Annotated in this window: 19 protein-coding genes; 9 read left to right on the top strand and 10 right to left on the bottom strand. The window is 62.6% G+C overall.

The genetic code is table 11. From position 1 onward, the window contains the following. The first annotated feature begins 55 nt into the window (after positions 1–55). Both J3A98_RS01735 and J3A98_RS01730 read left to right on the top strand, forming a co-directional pair. The gene (locus J3A98_RS01735; RefSeq protein ID WP_209963571.1) at positions 56–1003 is read left to right on the top strand and encodes a LysR family transcriptional regulator; all 948 of its coding nucleotides are present in this window, start codon (positions 56–58) and stop codon (positions 1001–1003) included. A gap of 173 nt (positions 1004–1176) precedes the next feature. Beyond that, positions 1177–2151, top strand: a complete 975-nt coding sequence (locus J3A98_RS01730; protein WP_209963568.1) for a D-glycerate dehydrogenase — start codon at positions 1177–1179, stop codon at positions 2149–2151. Between the two features lie 349 nt (positions 2152–2500). Here J3A98_RS01730 and J3A98_RS01725 read toward each other — a convergent pair whose 3' ends face one another. After that, positions 2501–3559: an IS110-like element ISPpu11 family transposase gene (locus tag J3A98_RS01725; protein ID WP_098316384.1), complete on the bottom strand. Its 1059-nt coding sequence runs from the start codon at positions 3557–3559 to the stop codon at positions 2501–2503. A 337-nt stretch (positions 3560–3896) separates the two neighbouring features. Continuing rightward, positions 3897–4799, bottom strand: a complete 903-nt coding sequence (locus tag J3A98_RS01720) for an EamA family transporter (RefSeq protein ID WP_176682569.1) — start codon at positions 4797–4799, stop codon at positions 3897–3899. Between the two features lie 185 nt (positions 4800–4984). Between J3A98_RS01720 and J3A98_RS01715 the strand changes: the two genes are divergently transcribed. Beyond that, positions 4985–5860 (top strand): AraC family transcriptional regulator, encoded by an 876-nt coding sequence (locus tag J3A98_RS01715; RefSeq protein WP_209963565.1) that lies wholly within the window; start codon positions 4985–4987, stop codon positions 5858–5860. 30 nt (positions 5861–5890) lie between these two features. Here the strand turns inward: J3A98_RS01715 and J3A98_RS01710 are convergent, their stop codons facing one another. The 6 genes from J3A98_RS01710 to J3A98_RS01685 form a co-directional block, all read right to left on the bottom strand. Then, entirely contained in the window at positions 5891–8281 is a 2391-nt protein-coding gene (locus tag J3A98_RS01710; protein WP_209963562.1) for a TonB-dependent receptor, read from the bottom strand. 193 nt (positions 8282–8474) lie between these two features. Continuing rightward, positions 8475–9455 (bottom strand): FecR domain-containing protein, encoded by a 981-nt coding sequence (locus J3A98_RS01705; RefSeq protein WP_176682566.1) that lies wholly within the window; start codon positions 9453–9455, stop codon positions 8475–8477. Continuing rightward, entirely contained in the window at positions 9452–10027 is a 576-nt protein-coding gene (locus tag J3A98_RS01700) for a sigma-70 family RNA polymerase sigma factor (protein ID WP_108191314.1), read from the bottom strand. Before J3A98_RS01700 ends, J3A98_RS01705 begins: the two co-directional genes overlap by 4 nt. Before the next feature lie 5 nt (positions 10028–10032). After that, positions 10033–10359, bottom strand: coding sequence for a DUF3325 domain-containing protein (locus J3A98_RS01695; protein WP_209963559.1), 327 nt, complete (start codon positions 10357–10359; stop codon positions 10033–10035). Further along, the gene (locus J3A98_RS01690) at positions 10359–11936 is read right to left on the bottom strand and encodes a PepSY-associated TM helix domain-containing protein (RefSeq protein WP_209963556.1); all 1578 of its coding nucleotides are present in this window, start codon (positions 11934–11936) and stop codon (positions 10359–10361) included. The genes J3A98_RS01695 and J3A98_RS01690 overlap by 1 nt, the downstream gene beginning before the upstream one ends. Beyond that, a complete protein-coding gene (locus J3A98_RS01685; protein WP_176682562.1) occupies positions 11933–12238 on the bottom strand; it encodes a DUF3649 domain-containing protein in 306 nt (101 codons plus the stop codon). Before J3A98_RS01685 ends, J3A98_RS01690 begins: the two co-directional genes overlap by 4 nt. Before the next feature lie 256 nt (positions 12239–12494). On the opposite strand from J3A98_RS01685, the gene J3A98_RS01680 reads away from it, so the two are divergent. Beyond that, positions 12495–12842 (top strand): HPF/RaiA family ribosome-associated protein, encoded by a 348-nt coding sequence (locus tag J3A98_RS01680; protein ID WP_176682561.1) that lies wholly within the window; start codon positions 12495–12497, stop codon positions 12840–12842. A gap of 55 nt (positions 12843–12897) precedes the next feature. Here J3A98_RS01680 and J3A98_RS01675 read toward each other — a convergent pair whose 3' ends face one another. After that, positions 12898–13311: a response regulator gene (locus J3A98_RS01675; protein ID WP_176682560.1), complete on the bottom strand. Its 414-nt coding sequence runs from the start codon at positions 13309–13311 to the stop codon at positions 12898–12900. A gap of 22 nt (positions 13312–13333) precedes the next feature. Further along, positions 13334–13504, bottom strand: a complete 171-nt coding sequence (locus J3A98_RS01670) for a Flp family type IVb pilin (protein ID WP_176682559.1) — start codon at positions 13502–13504, stop codon at positions 13334–13336. A gap of 293 nt (positions 13505–13797) precedes the next feature. Between J3A98_RS01670 and cpaB the strand changes: the two genes are divergently transcribed. From cpaB to J3A98_RS01645, 5 genes are read left to right on the top strand one after another with little or no spacing between them, the layout of a single operon-like run. After that, complete coding sequence (gene cpaB, locus J3A98_RS01665) at positions 13798–14751, top strand: Flp pilus assembly protein CpaB (RefSeq protein ID WP_176682558.1); 954 nt, start codon at positions 13798–13800, stop codon at positions 14749–14751. 18 nt (positions 14752–14769) lie between these two features. Then, entirely contained in the window at positions 14770–16008 is a 1239-nt protein-coding gene (locus tag J3A98_RS01660) for a type II and III secretion system protein family protein (protein WP_209963553.1), read from the top strand. Then, the gene (locus J3A98_RS01655) at positions 16005–17195 is read left to right on the top strand and encodes a pilus assembly protein (RefSeq protein WP_209963551.1); all 1191 of its coding nucleotides are present in this window, start codon (positions 16005–16007) and stop codon (positions 17193–17195) included. Before J3A98_RS01660 ends, J3A98_RS01655 begins: the two co-directional genes overlap by 4 nt. Continuing rightward, positions 17192–18448 (top strand): CpaF family protein, encoded by a 1257-nt coding sequence (locus J3A98_RS01650; RefSeq protein WP_176682555.1) that lies wholly within the window; start codon positions 17192–17194, stop codon positions 18446–18448. Before J3A98_RS01655 ends, J3A98_RS01650 begins: the two co-directional genes overlap by 4 nt. After that, on the top strand, positions 18445–19326 hold the full coding sequence (locus tag J3A98_RS01645; protein ID WP_209963548.1) for a type II secretion system F family protein: 882 nt from the start codon (positions 18445–18447) through the stop codon (positions 19324–19326). The genes J3A98_RS01650 and J3A98_RS01645 overlap by 4 nt, the downstream gene beginning before the upstream one ends.

The following is a 19326-nucleotide window of genomic DNA, read 5'->3' as shown; positions in this document are numbered from 1 at the left end:
CTCTTTTCTAGGTTACTTCGTGACACAATTTTGTCCTCTACCTCGAGAGTGACCCATGGACACCCTGCAAAACATGCGTGCTTTCAGTTGCGTAGCCCAATTAGGCAGCTTTACTGCCGCGGCGGCGCAACTGGATACGACCACCGCGAACGTGTCGCGGGCGGTCTCCAACCTGGAAGCCCATCTGCAAACAAGGCTGCTCAACCGAACCACCCGCCGCATTGCGCTGACCGAAGCCGGCAAGCGCTACCTGATGCGTTGCGAACAGATTCTTACCTACGTCGAAGAAGCCGAGGCCGAAGCCAGCGACGCCCATGCGCGCCCGTCCGGGCAGTTGAAGGTGCATTCGATGACCGGCGTCGGCCAGCACTTCGTGGTCGATGCCATCGCCCACTACCGCGAAACACACCCGGACGTGACCTTCGACCTGACCATGGCCAACCGCGTGCCCGATCTGCTCGACGAGGGTTATGACGTGTCCATCGTACTGGCCACCGAACTGCCCGATTCGGGGTTCGTTTCGCAGCGCCTGGGCATCACCTACAGCATTGTCTGTGCCTCGCCCACCTACATTGCCCAGCATGGCATGGCTTACAAGCCTGCCGACCTGCTCAAGCACGCCTGCCTGCGCATGGTCAGCCCGGTGATACCGCTGGAAAAGTGGCTGTTCGATGGCCCGGAAGGCCAAGAGATGGTCAACATCACCAGTTCGCCGTTCATGGTGAATACCGTCGACGCCATGAAGACAGCTATCCGCAGTGGCATGGGCGTAGGTGTGCTGCCGATTTATTCGGCTATCGAGGGCCTGCGGGACGGTAGCCTGGCACGGGTGCTGCCCGAATATCGCCTGCAGGAGCTGAACCTGTATGCCATCTATCCATCGCGGCAGTATCTGGATGCCAAGATCAAGACCTGGGTCGAGTACCTGCGCAACTCGCTGCCAGAGATTCTTGCCGCACATGAGGCAGACCTGAAAACCCATCAGGTGCTGATCGCCAACTAAAAAGCTGCTGCATTGCGGGGGCGGACAATGGTAGGTTGCTAACCATTGATTTCGCCTGTTCCGGCCCCTTCGCGGGCAAGCCCGTTCCTACAAGGCACCGCGCCTCTGTAGGAGCGGGCTTGCCCGCGAAAAGGCCAGCACAGCCCCACCCCGCCTTGCAGAGAAGTTGCCCGATGAAAAAGACCGTCCTGGCCTTCAGCCGAATCACCCCGGCCATGGCCGAACGCCTGCAGCAAGACTTCAACGTGATCCTGCCCAACCCCAAGCTCGGCGACATCAGCGCCCAGTTCAACGAAGCCCTGCCAGAAGCCCATGGCCTGATCGGCGTTGGCCGCAAGCTCGGCCGCGTCCAGCTTGAGGGTGCGGCCAGGCTGGAGGTGGTGTCCAGCGTGTCGGTCGGCTATGACAACTACGACCTCGACTACTTCAACGAGCGCGGCATCGCACTGACCAACACCCCTGACGTGCTGACCGAAAGCACCGCCGACCTGGGCTTCTCACTGATCATGGGCTGCGCCCGCCGCACCGCCGAACTGGATGCCTGGACCAAAGCCGGCAACTGGCAGGCCACCGTGGGCCCGGCCCACTTCGGCAGCGATGTGCATGGCAAGACCCTGGGTATCGTCGGCATGGGCAACATTGGTGCAGCAGTGGCGCGCCGTGGCCGCTTCGGCTTCAACATGCCAATCCTGTACAGCGGCAACAGCCGCAAGACCGCGCTGGAGCAGGAACTGGGCGCGCAGTTCCGCAGCCTGGACCAGTTGCTGGCCGAGGCCGACTTCGTGGTGATCGTGGTGCCATTGTCCGATGCCACCCGCAAGCTGATCAGCAGCCGCGAGCTGAAGCTGATGAAGCCGAGTGCGTTCCTGATCAACATTGCCCGTGGGCCGGTGGTGGATGAAGCGGCGTTGATCGAGGCGCTGCAGAACGGCACCATCCGCGGCGCAGGCCTGGACGTGTACGAGAAAGAACCGCTGAGCGATTCGCCGCTGTTCAAGCTGCCCAATGCGCTGACCTTGCCGCACATTGGCTCGGCCACAGCCGAAACCCGCGAGGCCATGGCCAACCGGGCGATCGACAACCTGCGTGCGGCGCTGCTGGGCGAGCGGCCGCGGGACCTGGTGAACCCGCAGGTGTGGAAGGGCTGACCGTTTTGGAGTGCCTGTGCTGGACTCTTCGCGGGTAAACCCGCTCCTACAATTTGGAGTGCCTGTGCTGGCCTCTTCGCGGGTAAACCCGCTCCTATGTATGGACTCGCCCACACTGTCTAGCTGCTTTTTGAACATAGGAACCCGGTTGCATCTATGTATCAGGCCTATTCGAGGAAGCTTTTTGCTTCTGGCCAACATCGTGGTGAGCTCGCAGTGTGCCGTTTACATTGAGGCCACTATCAGGCCTGTAGGAGCGGAGGCATCGGTCTGCGACGGTCTTACCTAGGGTCAATGTTCACTAGCAGGGGTTGGAGCGCCTAGCGCCCCGGTGGCATTACCCGGTTGGTCAGAGGCTCATAGCCGCCTCCGGTTTTTCGTTCGGTTTGCGTTGGTAAACCTGATCGCTCTGTAACAGGGCCCAGATAATCCGCAGATTTCGATTAGCCAGCCTGATCGCCGCCTCCTTGCGCCCAAGGCGGGATAGCCAGCGCAAGAGGCGGCGATCATCTGGCTGATCGGAATCAGGCCTTAGCTGGCTCAAGACGGCATGCGCGCCCTGGATCATCAGGCTGCGTATGTAGCCGTCACCGCGCTTGCTCATCTTGCCCAATCTGATTTTGTTTCCGCTGCTGTGCTGATCGGGCACGATACCGAAGAAGGCGGAATACATTCGGCCACTGGCGAAGCGGCTGGGGTCGGTCTGTTTCGCCACGATCGCCGTGGCAATGATAGGGCCGACGCCGCGAATGGTGATCAGTCGCTGAGCGACTTTATCCTCTTGGGCAGTCGCTTCGAGCCGGCGGCTCAGCGCCGCTATGCGTTCACCTAGAGACAACCAGTCCATCAGCAACTCATCGAGCAACTCGCGCAACAGGTCGGGCAGAGGCAAGGAAGCATCCTCAAGCGCCTGAGGCACATGCTTATTGATCGCGGCATCGCCCTGGGGCATGGATACGCCATGCTCAAGTAGCAAACCACGGATCTGATTACCCAGCGCGGTATGTCGCTTGATGTTACCGCGCCGGATACGGTGCAGCGCTTGAATAGCCAGTGCTGTGGTGCTCTTGATCGGTATCGAAGCGATGCTCGTATCGCGACCGGCACGCAAAATGGCATAGCAGTCGTTACGATCGTTCTTTGCACCGCTGCGATGTTCGGCGACACGTTGCGCCGGCAGGATGCGAACCGGATTACCTTTGGCCTGCAGCAGTCTGGCCCAGGCTTGTGCACCTGGACCGCACTCCATCAAGACGGCCACGGTAGTTGGCAGCCTGAGCAGGAAATCATGGAACGCTTGGCGGGATTTGATGCGATCTTCGTAGATCACCCGCCCAGTAGCGTCCTCGCCTGCTAATTGGAAGACCTGTTTGGCCAGGTCTACGCAGATGGTTGTGCAAAGCTCCACATCAGTGGAAGACAGGGAATCGTGTTTCGAACTATGCTTTTTCATGGTCTCGCCCTCGCTGCCGTTGGCTTCTTCGAACACCACCGTGGCACTGTGATGCCTCGGCGGGGGCGAGTCCATCGATTACAATTTGGAGTGCCTGTGCTGGCCTCTTCGCGGGTAAACCCGCTCCTACAATTTGGAGTGCCTGTGCTGGCCCCTTCGCGGGTAAACCCGCTCCTACAATTTGGAGTGCCTGTGCTGGACTCTTCGCGGGTAAACCCCCTCCTACAACGGGTGTGCACTGCCCTGTAGGAGCGGGTTTACCCGCGAAAGGGCCGGCCCAGGCAACCATCATCTATTTGGCGACCACAACACCCTCAGCCCCCCTGGCCCGGGGCTTGCGAAACACCAGCACATTCCCCGCCATCACTGCCACCAAACCGAGCAAGGCCGGCGCCGTCCACTGATAACCCTCGGCCACCGCCGACACATTCAACGCCACCAACGGGAACAGCACCGTGCAGTAAGCTGCCCGCTCCGGCCCCATGCGCCCGACCAAGGTCAGGTAGGCAGTGAAGGCAATCACCGACCCCGGCACCACCAGGTACAGCAGCGAACCGATGTAGCGCGCATTCCACTCCATGCTGAACGGTACGCCGCTGACCACACAGAACACCGCCAGCATCACCGCCCCATAGACCATGCCCCAGGCATTGGTCGTCATCGGCTTGAGGCCGGCCTTCTGCTGCATGCTCGACAGCATGTTGCCGGCCGAGAAGCACAGCGTGCCCAACAGGGCCAAGCCAAGGCCGTACAGGGTTTCGCGGCTGGCTGCGTGATGCGAGAGCTCCGGCCAGAACAGCAGGCCCAGGCCAAGCAGGCCCAAGGCACCACCGCCAAGCACATTGGTGGCGATCTTCTGGCCGAAGAAAATTCGGGCGTTAAGCGCGTTCCACAGTGTGGCAGTTGAGAACACCACCGCGATCAGGCCGCTGGCGATCCACTGGCTGGCGCTGAGGAAGCAGATGAAGTTGACGCAGAACAGGCACAGGCCCTGGGCCAGGCAGATCTGGTGGCCACGGCGGTTCATGGGTTGCAACTGGCGGGTAATCAACAGGAAAGCAAACAGGATCAGGCCGGCCAGGGCGAAGCGGTAGACGATCGACACCGGGATCGCGACCACGCCTAGCTGGAGTTTCAGGGCGATCCAGGTGGTGCCCCAGATCAGGACGGTGAGCAGATAGAGTGACAGGTTCATGGCGGCAGTTCCTTGGGCCTTTGGAAATCGGTGCCCGGCGCTTGGCGGGTAAACCCGCCCCCACAGGGATGACCAGTGTTCTTTCGATCGGCCTCTGTCAGCTTGCATAAACTTGCGCTTTTCTTGCGCCGGTAGATGTCACTCGATCCAGTGCACAGTAGGATGGCTGGCAAGAGGACCCGCCAATGACGCCACTCAACCAGTTGCAAGTGTTCAACGCCATGCATGCCTCGCCCCACGCAAGGCTGGAGCTGAGCGCGCACCTGGGCGACGGCCTGGCGGCGGCGTTGTGGAGCAACCGTGACGATGCCCGCGACTACCAGGCACCCAGCCATCACACCCTGTCGTGCTACATCGCCGACGGCACCGGCACTTTCCGCCGCCAGCGCCCGGCCGACAAAGGTGCACCCGACAAGCTGTGCGTGATGCCGGCCGGGCAGGAATCGAACTGGGTCGTCAATGGCGCGATCCGCCTGGCGCACCTGTATGTCAGCGAGGCGCAGTTCGCCTTGGGCTGTGTGCGTCTGCTCGACCGGGAACCGCGCGAGCTGCAACTGCAGGAAGCAACCTTTCTGGACGACCCGCAGCAGGCTGCACGCTTTCGTCAATTGATCCAGTTGGACTGGGACGAGCCTAGTGAGCGCCTGCTGGCCAGCAGCCTCGCGCACGAGATCGTTGACCATGCGCTGCTCAGCCAGGTCGGGTTGCGCCAAGGCCTGCGCCTGAAAGGCGGGCTGGCGCCAAACCTGCGCCGGCAAATGGTCGACTACATCGAGGCACACCTGGACCAGCCCATCACCCTGGGCGAGCTGGCGCTGCGCTGCAACCTGTCCGAATACCACTTTGCGCGCATGTTCCGCGCCAGTTTCGGGCTCCCGCCGCACCAGTATCTGCTGGCCCGGCGGCTGCACCGGGCGTGCCAGCTGTTGCGCCTGGGCGTGTTACCGCTGGGGGATATTGCCTTGTTGTGCGGGTTTGCCAGTGCCAGCCATTTCAGCAACCGATTTCGACAGGCCCTGGGTGCCACACCTGGCGAATACCGCAGCGCCTTTGTCATCTGAAACCGGGGCCGCTCTGCAGCCCCCGATAACCTAGAACTCCAAGGTGCTCGACAAACTTACCTGCCGCGCATCGCCTACCGCCACAAAGTACTGGTTCACCGCCGAGCTGTAATAAACCTTGTCGAACAGGTTCTTCACGTTCAGCTGCAGGCGCACGTTGTGTTCCTCGAGTTTGGTTTCATAAGTGGCAAACGCATCGGCAACGGTATAGCTCGGCAGGTCGAAGGTGTTGGTCGAGTTACCCGAACGTTCGCCTACATAACGGGCGCCGGCACCGAAGCGCAGCCGGTCCCCCCCGAACAGGCTGCCAAAGTCATACACCGCCGACAGCGAGCCGCTGTGCCGGGCCACGTTCTGCAGGCGGTTGCCCTGAAGATCAGGGTCCTTGGTTACCTTGGCATCGGTCAGTGCATAACTGCCGATCAGGCTCCAGCGCTCGCTGAGCTGGCCGGTCACATCGAGCTCCACACCGCGTGAACTGACCTCACCCGCATTGCTGTAGACCGTCTCGCGTGTGATGGCGTCAATGTTCGAGACCAGTACATTGCGTTTGGTGATATCGAACAACGCCAGGGTGCCCGTGATGCGGCCCGGCATGTCGAGCTTGGCGCCCAGCTCCCACGACTTGCCCTCCTCAGGTGCCACCGAGGCGTCGAGCACAACATTGCCGGTCAGCGGCGCGATGGTCGAGTTGGGCTTGAACGACTCGCTGTAGCTGCCATAGAACGAGAGCTGGTCGTCCACTTTGTAGACGATACCGGCGTGGGGGACCCAGGCCTGGCCACTGATGTCGGTATTGGCCTTGAACGGGCGACCGCGGCCAGCGTACTGGTCGTACTGCTGAAAACGCGCACCAGCTACAAGGATCCAGTGCTCATCGAGGTGCAGCGCGTCCTGCACGAACAGCGCATCGGTGCGCAGCTTGTCGGTCTGGTCGCTGTCGCTGGCGCGTACGTTGGAACCCTCCACTTCCTGTCCGTAGACCGGGTCCAGATAACTGAACGTGGACTGCGGTGTCTGGCGGATCAGGTCACCGCGAAAGATCTTGCGGTCTTCATGGTCGATGCCAAACAGCAGGTCATGCTGCATCCCCGCCAGCTCGACATTGCCATTGAGGCTCAGGGTCACGAACTGGTCACGACTCATGGCATTGTGAGTGCCGTCGATGCTGCGTGTCAGCGTGCCTTGGGTTTCGTTGACGCCGGTCACGCGAACCTGGCTGGCATCGTAGGTCTCACGATTGAAGCTGTAGCCAACGTGCAGCTTCCAGTCATCAGTCAGCTGATGATCGACTTCCAGGCGATACAGGTCGGAACGCCCTTCCATGTCGTTGAACGGCTCATCCAGGCGGCGCGTGGCGGGGATGTTCAGCGGGTGGCCGTTGTTGCCGAACGCGGTGCCACGGTCGAAGGGGTAGAGAAACTCACGGTGCTCGTAGGCCAGCACCACCTGGGTGTCTTCGCCCAGCCAGGCCAGCGACGGCGCCACCAGCGATTCGCGGTGCACGCCATAATTGCGCCAGTAGTCCTCGTCTTCGTGGTCGACGATCAGGCGGTAGGCGAAGTTGCTGTCACCCAGTGCGCCCGTGCTGTCGAGCCCGCCACCGCTGCCGTTCTTGCCGCTGCCATAGGTCGAGCCGCGCACAGTCAGGGCGTTGTACTGCTGCAACTGCGGACGCTTGCTGACCACGTTGATGACCCCACCCGGGTCCTGGATACCGTACAGCAACGAGGCAGGCCCCTTGAGCACTTCGACCCGTTCGGTGCTGGCGTTGAGGTTGCGACCCTGCACCACGGGCATGCCATCGCGCATGATCGAGCCGTCGCGGTTGTCGCCGAAGCCACGCTTCATCACCGTATCGGACGTGCCGCCGAAGTTGTTGCCCTGGGTAATGCCGCTGACGTTGGTCAGGGCGTCATCGAGGTTGCGCGGGGCCTGGTCGCGGATGACCTGTGCCGGTACCACGTTGATTGCCTGGGGGATGTCCTGGTTCGGCCCCTGCCCGCGCATGATCGAAGCGCTGGCCGGGGGCTGGTAACTGTAGTCGTCCAGCTGCGAGGTCACGGTGGTGGCCTGTAGGTTGAGGGCGGCGGAAGTGTCTACAGGTTCGAGGGTCAGGGTACGTGCGTCGACGCGGCGCCAGGCCAGCCCAACGTTGCCCAGCAGTTGTTGCAGCGCCTGCTCGGCGCTGAACCGACCATTCAGCGCTGGCGCTTGCACGCCCGGCAGTTCGAGGGTGTAGACCACGCTCTGGCCGGTGGTGCGGCTGAAGGCATTCAGGGCCTGGGCCAAGGGTTGGGCCGGCTGGGCGAAGGTATAGGCCTGCAGTTGCTCGGCCGCGCTCACCAGGGGGGCGACAGCGAAGGCCGGGAGCGCAACAAGGCCGAACCAGAGAGGGACGCAACGCGGGGAGAACTTCATGGACGCTGACCTGTGGAAGGGTGATTACTGCGAATCAATCGCACTTTCACTCATTACACGGATGCCACGTGCTGTTACCTCACCTGTGCCTGGAAATATTTTTGCTGTGCCGGCCTCTTCGCGGGTGAACCCGCTCCTACAGGGGGGGACGCTGTAGGAGCGGGTTCACCCGCGAAGAGGCCGGCACAGGCAACTACCGAATCAGGGTCAAACGCCCCAACACGGTCTGCCGTGAAAAACCCATCACCTTGCCCAGCGAATCCAGCGCCAGCAGCGGCTCGGCCACCGGGAAGCTGCCGCTGACCTTGCGCTGCCCCAGGTCACCATCGAGCAACAGGATGCGCCCTGGGTAATAACGCCCAAGGTCTTCGATCACCTGCGCCAACGGAACCTGATAATAGTTCAGCCAACCTTGGCGCCAGGCCAGGCGGTTGTCACTGTCCACCGCCAGGGTGTCGCTTACCCTGCCCGCGCTGTAGGTAGCCTGCTGGTTGGCAGTCAGTTCTCGCGCCAAAGTGCCCTGCGCGGGGCTGACGCCCACACGCCCGCTGCGTACCGTCACCTGGGCACCCTCGCCTTGCTCACGCACCTCGAACTGGGTGCCGAGCACCCGCACTTCGCCGCCGGCAGCTTCCACCAGGAACGGCTCACCGGTATGGGTAACCTCGAAGAACGCCGCGCCATGCAGCAACCGCACACGGCGCTCACCCTGGGCGAAATCGACCGCAATGGCGCTACCGGCATCAAGCGTCACCTGCGACTGGTCGGCCAAGGTCACCTGGCGAATCTGCCCGGCACTGCTGTAGTCCGCCTGCAGGTCCTGCAACCAGTACCCCGGGTGCCAACCACCAGCGACGCCCACGGCCAGCACCAGGCAGGCTGCCAACGCCAACCCTGCCACCCGCCGCCAGCCGCCACGCGCCGGTGGTCTGGCCATGGCATCGAGGTAGCGCTGCAGGGCGTCCTGCTCTTCGTCCGCCAGCCGCGCCGCCGGGGCGGCGCTTTTCTGCCACAGCACCTGGGCCTGTTCGTAGGCTGCGCGGTGCGCGGGGTCGGCCAGCAACCAGCGCTTGAATGCCGCCCCTTCGGCTTGCCCGGGTTGCCCGTTGATCCGGTTGAACCATTGCAGGGCAGCCTGAAACTGCGCCTCGGTGATCGGCGGTAAACGGCTCATCGACGGGCGCTCCCTGGCCGGCGTGGGGTGGACGCGGGCTCGGCAACACTCGCCTTGCACGCTTCAAGGGCGCGCATCATATGCTTTTCCACGGCGCTCTGTGACAGCTGCATGGCTTTGGCGATCTCGCTGTACTTGCAGCCGTGAATGCGGTTGAGCAGGAAGATCTGCCGGGTGCGCTCGGGCAAGGCACGCAAGGTGGCCTCGATACGCTGCAAGTCATGGTCGACCTCCACGGCCTGCTCAGGGGCCTGGGCCAGGCTCGCCTCGTTCACCGGCACAGCGGCTTCGGCCACGCGTTCGCGGCTACTTTCGCTGCGCAGGTGGTCTATGGCCAGGTTGCCCGCACAACGCAACAGGTAAGTGTCCAGCGCCTCGACCTTGACCTCGGGGCGACGCCAGAAACGCAGGAACAACTCCTGGACCAGGTCCGAAGCGGTGGCGCGGCAGCCGACCCGACGGCTTACCAGCGCCTCCATACGCGCACGCTGGGCCTGGAACACCTGAACGAAACGTGCACGTGCGCCTGCGCTGTCAGCGTGAGGCTCGATGATATCCCCTGGCTCACTCACGGGGGTCACACGGCAAACACGGCGAGCATCGGGCCCAGCACCACGCTGACGGCGGCCAGGCCCAGCAGCAGACGAGGCTGGTACGGCAGGCCGAACACCAACAGTGTTACCCCGGCCATCATCACCGCGGTCCACTCCACCAGGCCGAGGGCCCAGCCACGCTGGTGCACGCTGAGCACCAGCGACAGTATCAGCAGCAGCCAACCTGCGACACGCAACAGGTGCAAGTGGCGCGGGCGCGGCTTGCGCCCGAGCAAGTCGCTGAAGTGCTTTTCCATCGCCAGGCACAGGGCAACGAAGCCTGCAAAGGCGATCAGTGCGTTACCCAGCATCAGCTCGCCCCCACCGTTTCAATGCTCGGCTTTTTTGTCGCACGTGCGGCGCGCTTGGCTACGGGCGTGGGGCTGGCCAGCATCTTGCGGGCCAGCCAGGCCAGAAACAGGCCGGTCCCCAGGGCTGTCAGATCGAAGCCGGCCATGGCCCAGTCACCCTCCAGTACCGAATGGTTCAAGCCCCGGTCAGTCGTCAGGCCATTGAGCAACGGCAACAGGGCGAAGGCCAGCGCACCCAGCGCCAGTTGCTCGCCCCAGGCCTTGCGCCCGCTACGCAGCACGGCGTGCACCAGCGACAAGCCCCAGACGATGAAGAAAGCATTCACTTCCCAGTCAGCCCGGCCTTCGACAGCCAAGGGCACCAGGCGGTTGACCCAGAAGAAGCCCGCCACCGCCAGCAACAAGCCACTCATGCTGGCAATATTGAGCACCTCGACCAAACGCAGCTCACCTGGCATATGCCCGTTCCTGGCGTGCTTGAGCTGGCGCTTGCCCAGCCACATCACCAACCCGGTACCAATCACTGCAGTACCGGCCACGCCAAAGAAGAAATACAGCCAGCGCAGCCAAGGCCCGGCGAAGTTACCCATGTGCAGCCCGGCGAAACTGAAGGCGGTCATCATTACTCCGCTCTCTGGCTTGCCCTGGCTCAACAGCGCACCACTGGCCCCATCGAATGTCCAGTTGGCACTACGCCGATAGGCCACGTGGTCGGCTGCCGATTGGGTGAAGGTGACGCGGGCATTGCTGTCGCCCGGGTTCTGCACCTGGATGTTGCCGACACGCGCCCCCGGCTGCAGCTCCTGCACCTTGGCGTACAGGCTCGGCAGCGCTACCAGCGGCGTGGCCACCTGGGCCGCCTTGGGCGCATCGTTGCGGCCAAACAGGTCGTTGAAGTACTTGTCGGTGTCATTGCCGTAGCTGGCCATGATGCCCGCCGGCATCACCATGTACATGAACAGCACCAGGCTGCTGTAGCTGATCATCAGGTGGAACGGCAGCACCAGCACGCCGATGGCGTTGTGCCCGTCCAGCCAGGAACGCTGCCCCTTGCCAGGGCGGAAGGTGAAAAACTCCTTGAAGATCTTCTTGTGGGTAATGATGCCGGTGACCAACCCCAGCAGCATGATGAAAGCGCAGAACGTCGAGAGCCAACGGCCAACCGGGTAAGGCATCTGAAGCTGGAAGTGAAAGCGGTAGAAGAACTCACCACCGCGGCTGTCACGTGCTGCCACCGGCTGGCCGGTCTGGGTATCGAGGGTTTTTCTGACAAAGCCACGTGGGCCGCCGCTGGGGTCGCGGTAGCCCACACTCAAGGCGGCCTCCCGTTCGTTCGGCAGGCGAATGAACCAGGTACGCGAATGCCCTGCATTGTCCTGCAGGTAACGTTGAGCGACAGCCAGGCTATTGATCGGGTCCAGGGCATGGCTGCGCACTTCAGGCTGCGACCAATGAGTGATTTCTTCCTTGAAGTACGACAGCGTGCCGGTCAGGAAGATGGCGAACAACAGCCAGCCGAAGATCAGGCCAGTCCAGGTGTGCAGCCAGGCCATGGCCTGGCGGAAGCCTTCTTTCATGCGTTCTTCATCCAGTAGGCAACGCCGCTGATCAGGCCCAGCAGCAGGCTTGGCGCCAATACGCCCAACCAGGCGCGACAGGCGCTGCGGCAGGCAAAACACCAGATAAACGCCAGCAGGTAGAAGACGAATGACAGCAGCAGGCCGGTGAGCGTGGCATCGACCTTTGGCAGTGGGGCCAGCAAGGCAATACAGACGCTCGCGAGGGACGCCAGCAGATAGCCACCCAGCAACGCGGCAAGGCTACGGGAGGTCACGGCCAGGCGATAGCTGAGGGGAAGGCCGGCGGTTTTGCGCGTCATGGCGGGGTCCGGGCGTTTTAAAGGCTGCAATAATAATGATTTCAATTCTCATAAGCAAAGCCCAGAATCCTCTCCCCGTTTGGCCACGATAACGGCACGTCGCAGCCCGCCAATCTGCAACAAGAAATTTATTTTCCAAAAGGGCTTGAATTCGTCTCGCGCTTGCCTGACCTTAGAGTCAAGAGGCGCAGAAATTCCAAGGGTCTCAAGGACCTGAGCGCGTCTCCATGCGAGCAAGCTGAATAAGGATTGAATCATGCAAATCCAGGTCAACAGCAGCAACGATTTCGACGGTAACGCCCGGCTCGACCAGTGGGTCCGCAGCACACTGCAGAACTCGCTGGAACGTTACGAAGAAGACCTCACCCGCATTGAGGTTCACCTGCGCGACGAGAACGGCGTCAAGCCCGGACCGCATGACAAACGCTGCCAGATGGAGGCTCGCCCGAAAGGCCACCAACCGATTTCCGTGACCCACACCGCCACTTCGCTGGACCAGGCAGTCGACGGTGCCGCCACCAAGCTCAATCACGCGCTGGAACACTTCTACGGCAAGCTGCGCAGCAAGCGCGGCGTCTTGGAACTGAGTGACCCGGACGCCTGATCGCACCAATGAAAACGCCCGGCCAAGTGCCGGGCGTTTTCATTCAAGGCCTCCCTCAATTCACTATCCTCAGCTTGGGTACGGGGAACAGGTTCTCCAGTGTATTCAGCAAGCGCGCGTGATAAAGCGGCTTGCGGAAAAAATCCACCACCTGCAAGTGCAGTAATTCGCTGACGTCATCCAGCTCAGCCTGCCCGGACACGACAATCACTGGCAGGTGCTGGCGGGCCGTATGGTCGCGCATGCGCCTGATCAAACCGATACCACTTTCCTCCGGCATACGCAGGTCGGTGATGACCAGAGCAACGTCCGGATGACGGGTAAGTTGTTGCAAGGCAGCTTTTGCCGATGTCGCGGTCAAGCAAGCGAAGCCTTCGTTCTCGAGAAGTTCGGTCAGCTCCAGCAAAGCGTCCTGCTCGTCATCCACCAAGAGGATCTGCTGGCGCGGGAAAGCGTTCGAGTTCGACATGGCGTTGGCTCCTGCTCACCGGTCAAAGGGCATCTTTGATCGTGGTGAAGGTGGTGTTGACGGCCGTGGAGATGTCCCCGACGAAGGCGGCAAGCACCACTGCGACCATCGTCGCGATGACCGCATATTCGATACCGGACGCACCGTCCTTGCGATGCAGGAAGTTCATGCAGTGCAGAATGAACAGTTTCATGTCTCAGCTCCTTGCGGCACATGCCGGCGATTGCGATATCAAAGTGACACCCATTTGCCATCAAAGAATTGCCAAGCTGAGGCGGACTGCAAATGTATTAAAGGATTAATTACAAAGTATTATCTCAAGAGGATTAACACCCGCAAAATTGCTAACTGTCTGTATTGCCTCGACTTAATCACACGCCCCCCAAAAAAAACCTCTCACGCATGGCAAATGGCGATGACTGCGCTACCGTTCTATAGCGAAATGATGACTTTTTGACATCAGTCGATGCGTGCAGGGAGGCCGAGATGAGCAGTCGCTTGACCCTATGCCTGGCTGCGTTCTTCCTGCTGGCAGCACTGTTGGCAGGCTACTGGGGTGTGGTGCTGAGCCGCCCTGCGACTGCGCCCGCACCGGCTACCCCTACGGCCCAACAACCGATTGCAGCCATCGCCCCACCGCCCACCACCCCACCGGAGCCACCGCGTACTGCCGTTGTCGTACTGCGCAAGGCTTTGCCAGCCAATACGCCGGTCACTCAAGACGATGTGCTGATCGAACGCCTGCAGGTTGCCCCCGCAGGGGCCTACCAGCAAACCGCGCAGGTAATCGGGCGCACCAGCGCCAGGCCGCTTGCAGCAGGCACCTGGCTGGATGAGTTCAGCTTCCAACCCGGCGGGCCGCTGGCGCGGATGATCCGCACCAGCGAGCGGGCCGTGGCAGTCGGAGTGGACGAAGTGGTCGGCGCCGCCGGCCAACTGCGCCCGGGCGACTACGTAGACGTATTGCTGTTCCTGCGTGAAGAGCCGAACAACCCGCAATCCTCCGCCCAGGTGGTGCTGCCGGCCTTGCGTGTGCTCAGTGTCGGCGAGCAGACGGGCCTGGCCAACGACGGCCGCCCGGCGCAGACCGCCGAAGAGCAAAAGGCCCGGCGCGAACAAGCCAGCCTGAGCCATGGCATGGGGACGCGCACCGTGGCGCTGGCAGTGCCCGAGGCCTTGGTCAGCCGTTTGATGCTGGCTGCCCAGGCCGGTACGTTGCGCCTGGCCGTGCGCAGTGCCGATGAACAACGCCTGGCGCGGTACTGGAACGAACCCGATGCCAAACCGCAGGTCGACGCCGCCAACCGCGAACTCTACCGTTTCAGCCAGCTATCCCAGTCGCCGGTGGCCAACGCTGCCAGCCTGGCGACCAGTAAACCCAAACCCGCCATGCACATCATCCGTGGCGCACAGGCTGACGATACGAATAAAAACCCCTGACCTGGCAAGGATGCAGCGATGCGTAGTTCCTTTTTGAGACAAGCATGTTGTACCGGGCTGCTGGCCGTGCTGTTGCCCCAGGCCCAGGCATCCGGCAAAGGCTGCGAGGCGTTCAATCAACTGCCCTCGGTCATCGAGATAGACCAGGGCCTGCAGCAGGAACTGCGCCTGCCACTGGCGATCAGCCGGGTTGCCGTAGGCGAACCCAAGGTGGCTGATGTGCAGGCCAGCGGAGAGCGCGGCGTGGTGATTACCGCGGTGGGCCAGGGCAATACCACCCTGATGCTGTGGACAGCATGCGCCCCGTCACCGCACCGGGCCATGGTGTTCGTCAAAGGCCGGGCCAGTGCCGACATGGCGCAAGACAGCTTTTTGCCGTCGCAGGATGCGCAACTGATCAGCCAGGTGCAGGCCGACATCCGTTTCGTGGAAGTACGCCGCACCAAATACAAGGAGGCCGGTGCACGGCTGTTCTTCAAGGGGTCGAACAACAGCCTGATCGGCTCGCCGGGTACCGTACCCGGCACTTCCGTCACCCCCGGTTCGGTCCCGATCGCAACCCCATCTATCCCCCTCGACGACACCGTCTTCAACATCGTCTGGGGCGGCGGCAGCAGCCGCTTCCTGGCCATGATCAACGCTCTGGAAAACAGCGGCTTCGCTTATACCCTGGCGCGCCCGAGCCTGACCGTGCTCAGCGGCCAGACAGCAAGCTTCCTGGCAGGCGGTGAAATTCCGATCCCGGTGCCCAGCGCAGGCAGCGACAACGTATCGATCGAATACAAAGAGTTCGGCGTACGTCTGGCGCTGACACCAACCATCATTAGCCCAGGCAGGATCACACTCAAGGTGGCGCCAGAGGTCAGCGAACTGGACTACAACAACGTGGTAACCATCGCCGGCACACAGGTGCCGGGTTTGACGGTAAGGCGCACCGACACCAGCATTGCCCTGGCCGATGGCGAAAGTTTCATCATCAGCGGCCTGGTCAGCAACAACACGCGTTCCGCAGTAGACCGGCTACCCGGCCTGGGCAGCCTGCCGATACTGGGTGCGTTCTTCCGCAACTCGGCCATGCGCCGCGAAGAAACCGAACTGCTGATGATCGTCACTCCACACCTGGTCCAGCCCCTGGCGGCCAACGCACGGCTGCCAGAACTGCCGGGCGAAAACCTGCGCAACTACGACCCCAGCTGGGGGCGCCTGTTTTTCCTCGAAAACGGCAACTTCGATGGCAAGGGCGGATTATCCCAATGAACGAGAGCCTGAACCCCACCTTCCTCGCCATCACCCGCAACGAAGAGGACCTCCACTGGCTACAGGGCGCACTGGCGCCGCAAGGCCAGGTAATCGGGACCAGTGCCGGCAGCCTCGACGAGTTGCTGGCACTGGTCAATGCCACCTACAGCAACCTGATGTTCATCGGCCTGGACCGCGAACAGCTGGTCAGCCAGTGCGCCTTGATCGAGGGGGTGCTGGAGGCCAGGCCGATGTTGGCAATCGTCGCCCTCGGCGATGGCATGGACAACCAACTGGTGCTGCATGCCATGCGCGCAGGCGCCCGCGACTTTGTCGCCTATGGCTCACGCGCCAGCGAGGTGGCCGGGCTGGTGCGGCGCCTGGGCAAGCGCATGCCGACGGTGGCCAGCAACCCCAGCCTTGGCGGGCTTACGGTGCTGTTCGGCATACAAGCCAATGCGGACGGGGCATTGCTCACCACCCACCTGGCCCGCGTGGTGCAGGAAAGCGGCCAGCAAACCCTGCTGCTGGACCTGGGCCTGCCGCGTGGCGACAGCCTGGCGCTACTCGGCCTGGAGGCTTCGTTCTTCTTCGGCGACGCCCTGCGCCACTTGCGCCGCCTCGACACCACACTGATCGACAGCGCATTCACGCGTGACAAGAAGGGCTTGCGCCTGCTGACCTACGCCGAGGCCGATGAACCGCTGCAACAAACCAGCGCCGCCGAGCTGTACATGCTGCTGAGCGCTTTGCGCCAGCACTTCCAGCACATTGTCGTGAACCTGACCGGGCATGCCGACAGCGAAGCCCTGCGCACGTTGGTGAGCCATTGCGACAAACTGATTGTCTACACCGACCAGAATATCCTCGACTGCCGGCGCAACCTTGAAGTGCTCGACCTGTGGCGTGACAACGGCATGAAGCTGGAACACGCCAGCTTGCTGGTCGACCGCTACCTGGGCAACGTTGCCCCCGACGCCGACACCCTGGCCAAACGTTACGGGCTGCCCTTGCTCAAGGCCATCCCTTGTAGCCCCGAAGTACGCCTGAACGTGAAAAACCAGGGCCTGAGCCTGTTCGAACTGGCCCCGCGTGAAAGCCTCACTCAAGCCCTGCGCAGCCTGGGTGAGCGCCTGGCACGGCGCTCGGAAAACCTCGCACCACCAGGCTTCACCTGGCTGCGTCGGCTTTGGGGCAACAAATGAGCAATGACCAACCCTTTGGTGGCCAGCAACACGCCTCGGGCGACCCCTACGCGCTAAAGCGTGCCCTGCACCGCTTTGCCATCGACGCCATCGAGGACAGCGGCCGCAACCTGCTGGAAGGCGCGCGGCCAGCGCTGACCCAGTTCGTGCTGGAGCAGGTGGGCGATTACGTCGCGCGCCTGCACCTGGCCATGTCGCGCTACGAAATGGAGCGCCTGGCCGAGGAGCTGGTGGATGAGCTGACCGGTTTCGGCCCGCTGGAAGTGTTGCTGCGTGACCCCACCGTCACGGAAATCCTGGTCAACGGCCCCCACCGGGTGTTCGTGGAGCGGGCGGGCCTGCTGCAACAGACCGACCTGCGCTTTATCGACGCTCACCATGTGGAACGGGTGATGCAGCGCATCCTCGCACCGCTCGGCCGACGCCTGGACGAATCCTCGCCAATGGTCGACGCGCGCATGCCCGACGGCAGCCGGGTGAATGCGATCATCCCACCTGTGGCATTGGACGGCCCGTGCCTGTCGATCCGCAAGTTCCGCCAGGACATGCTCAAGAGTGCCGACCTGCTGGCCACCCGCGCCATCGACCAGGCCATCTTCGACTTCTTCGAGCGCGCCGTGGGCAAACGTTGCAACATCCTGGTCAGTGGCGGTACCGGCACCGGCAAGACCACCCTGCTGAACATCCTCAGCCAGATGATCGCGCCCCGCGAACGCCTGGTGACCATCGAAGACGTCGCCGAACTGCAACTGCACCACCCCCATGTGGTGCGCCTGGAAACTCGCCCGCCGAATGCCGAAGGGCATGGCGAAATCAAGGCCAGCGAACTGATCCGCAACGCCCTGCGCATGCGCCCCGACCGCATCATTCTGGGCGAGATCCGCGGCAGCGAAGTGCTCGACGTGCTCACGGCGATGAACACCGGCCACGATGGTTCGATGAGCACGGTGCACGCCAACTCCGCGCAGGATGCGCTGCTGCGCCTGGAAACCCTGGTCGGCCTGAGCGGTCGGCAGATTGCCGAAAAGACCTTGCGGCAAATGGTCTGCGCGGCGCTGGATGTGGTGATCCAGCTGACCCGCCTGCCCGATGGTCGACGTTGCGTCAGCGAGGTGCTGGAAGTGATCGGCGTGCGCGATGAGGTGTACGTGACCAACACCCTGTTCCGCCTCGATCGGCGCGGCGGCGATACCTTTCTGCGCGAAGCACCTAACCCGGCGGGCAGCAAGCTGCGCGCAGAGGGCGTGCTGTGACCGGCCCCCTGCTGCTGGCGCTGTCCCCGCTGTTGATGGGCGTCGCCCTGCTACTGTTGCGCCGTGGCCTGTACAAGCGGCACGAAGAGCGCATCCTGCAACGCCTGGGGCGGGCGTTCAGCATCGTGCGCAATGGCACCGGCCGGCGCGAATGGCTCGACGCCCTGCTGCAGCGCGCCGGCTTGGGGGCTGTCGACATCAAGCCACAGCGCTGGTTACTGGCGTGGCTGGCCGTGGTGGTGCTGGCGCTGATCGCCGCCGGCTGGGTGGCCGCCTTGATGCTGCTGGTCGGCCTGCCAACCCTTGCGTACTTGATCCTGAGCTGGCAAAGCCGCCGTCAGATGCGGCAAATCGTCGACCAGTTGCCTGGCCTGCTGGACTATAGCGTGCGCAGCCTCAAGGCTGGCCGCACGCTAAATGATGCGGTGCTGGGCGGTATCGACAGTAGCCGCGATCCCCTGCGCTCAGCCATGGCGCGTGTGCGGCGCAACGTACAGTTGGGCGTGACGCTGGAGGATGCTGTGAGCGAGCTGGCCGAACTGCACAAACAGGACGAACTGCGGCTGTTCGCCCTCGGCTTGCGCATCAACCAGCGCTACGGCGGCAATGCCAGCGAGCTGATGGAAAACCTGATCAAACTGATCCGCGAGCGGGAACAAGGGGCGCGTCAGCTCAAGGCGATGACCGGCGAAACCCGCATCACCGCAATCATTCTAGGCTCGTTGCCGCTGGCGATGGTCGGTTACTTCCTGATGGCCAACCCGCATTACCTGCTGACCATGTGGCGGGACAGCAGCGGCCAGATGATGCTGTTGCTGGCCTTTGCCCTGCAGGTGCTCGGCTGCCTGGTGCTGTGGCGAATGATGAGGAGCCTGTGA

Source organism: Pseudomonas sp. BP6 (assembly GCF_017875935.1).
In the GTDB taxonomy this organism is placed as follows: Bacteria; Pseudomonadota; Gammaproteobacteria; order Pseudomonadales; family Pseudomonadaceae; genus Aquipseudomonas; species Aquipseudomonas putida_Y.
Note: the sequence above shows the minus strand (reverse complement) of the source record. Positions and strands in the feature narration are given on the sequence as shown.

Bases quoted from the DNA above. Each gene is read 5' to 3' on its own strand.
- J3A98_RS01735 (WP_209963571.1), top strand. From the start codon at position 56: ATGGACACCCTGCAAAACATGCGTGCTTTCAGTTGCGTAGCCCAATTA.
- J3A98_RS01730 (WP_209963568.1), top strand. From the start codon at position 1,177: ATGAAAAAGACCGTCCTGGCCTTCAGCCGAATCACCCCGGCCATGGCC.
- J3A98_RS01720 (WP_176682569.1), bottom strand. From the start codon at position 4,799: ATGAACCTGTCACTCTATCTGCTCACCGTCCTGATCTGGGGCACCACC.
- J3A98_RS01715 (WP_209963565.1), top strand. From the start codon at position 4,985: ATGACGCCACTCAACCAGTTGCAAGTGTTCAACGCCATGCATGCCTCG.
- J3A98_RS01710 (WP_209963562.1), bottom strand. From the start codon at position 8,281: ATGAAGTTCTCCCCGCGTTGCGTCCCTCTCTGGTTCGGCCTTGTTGCG.
- J3A98_RS01705 (WP_176682566.1), bottom strand. From the start codon at position 9,455: ATGAGCCGTTTACCGCCGATCACCGAGGCGCAGTTTCAGGCTGCCCTG.
- J3A98_RS01695 (WP_209963559.1), bottom strand. From the start codon at position 10,359: ATGCTGGGTAACGCACTGATCGCCTTTGCAGGCTTCGTTGCCCTGTGC.
- J3A98_RS01690 (WP_209963556.1), bottom strand. From the start codon at position 11,936: ATGAAAGAAGGCTTCCGCCAGGCCATGGCCTGGCTGCACACCTGGACT.
- J3A98_RS01685 (WP_176682562.1), bottom strand. From the start codon at position 12,238: ATGACGCGCAAAACCGCCGGCCTTCCCCTCAGCTATCGCCTGGCCGTG.
- J3A98_RS01680 (WP_176682561.1), top strand. From the start codon at position 12,495: ATGCAAATCCAGGTCAACAGCAGCAACGATTTCGACGGTAACGCCCGG.
- J3A98_RS01675 (WP_176682560.1), bottom strand. From the start codon at position 13,311: ATGTCGAACTCGAACGCTTTCCCGCGCCAGCAGATCCTCTTGGTGGAT.
- J3A98_RS01670 (WP_176682559.1), bottom strand. From the start codon at position 13,504: ATGAAACTGTTCATTCTGCACTGCATGAACTTCCTGCATCGCAAGGAC.
- cpaB (WP_176682558.1), top strand. From the start codon at position 13,798: ATGAGCAGTCGCTTGACCCTATGCCTGGCTGCGTTCTTCCTGCTGGCA.
- J3A98_RS01660 (WP_209963553.1), top strand. From the start codon at position 14,770: ATGCGTAGTTCCTTTTTGAGACAAGCATGTTGTACCGGGCTGCTGGCC.
- J3A98_RS01655 (WP_209963551.1), top strand. From the start codon at position 16,005: ATGAACGAGAGCCTGAACCCCACCTTCCTCGCCATCACCCGCAACGAA.
- J3A98_RS01650 (WP_176682555.1), top strand. From the start codon at position 17,192: ATGAGCAATGACCAACCCTTTGGTGGCCAGCAACACGCCTCGGGCGAC.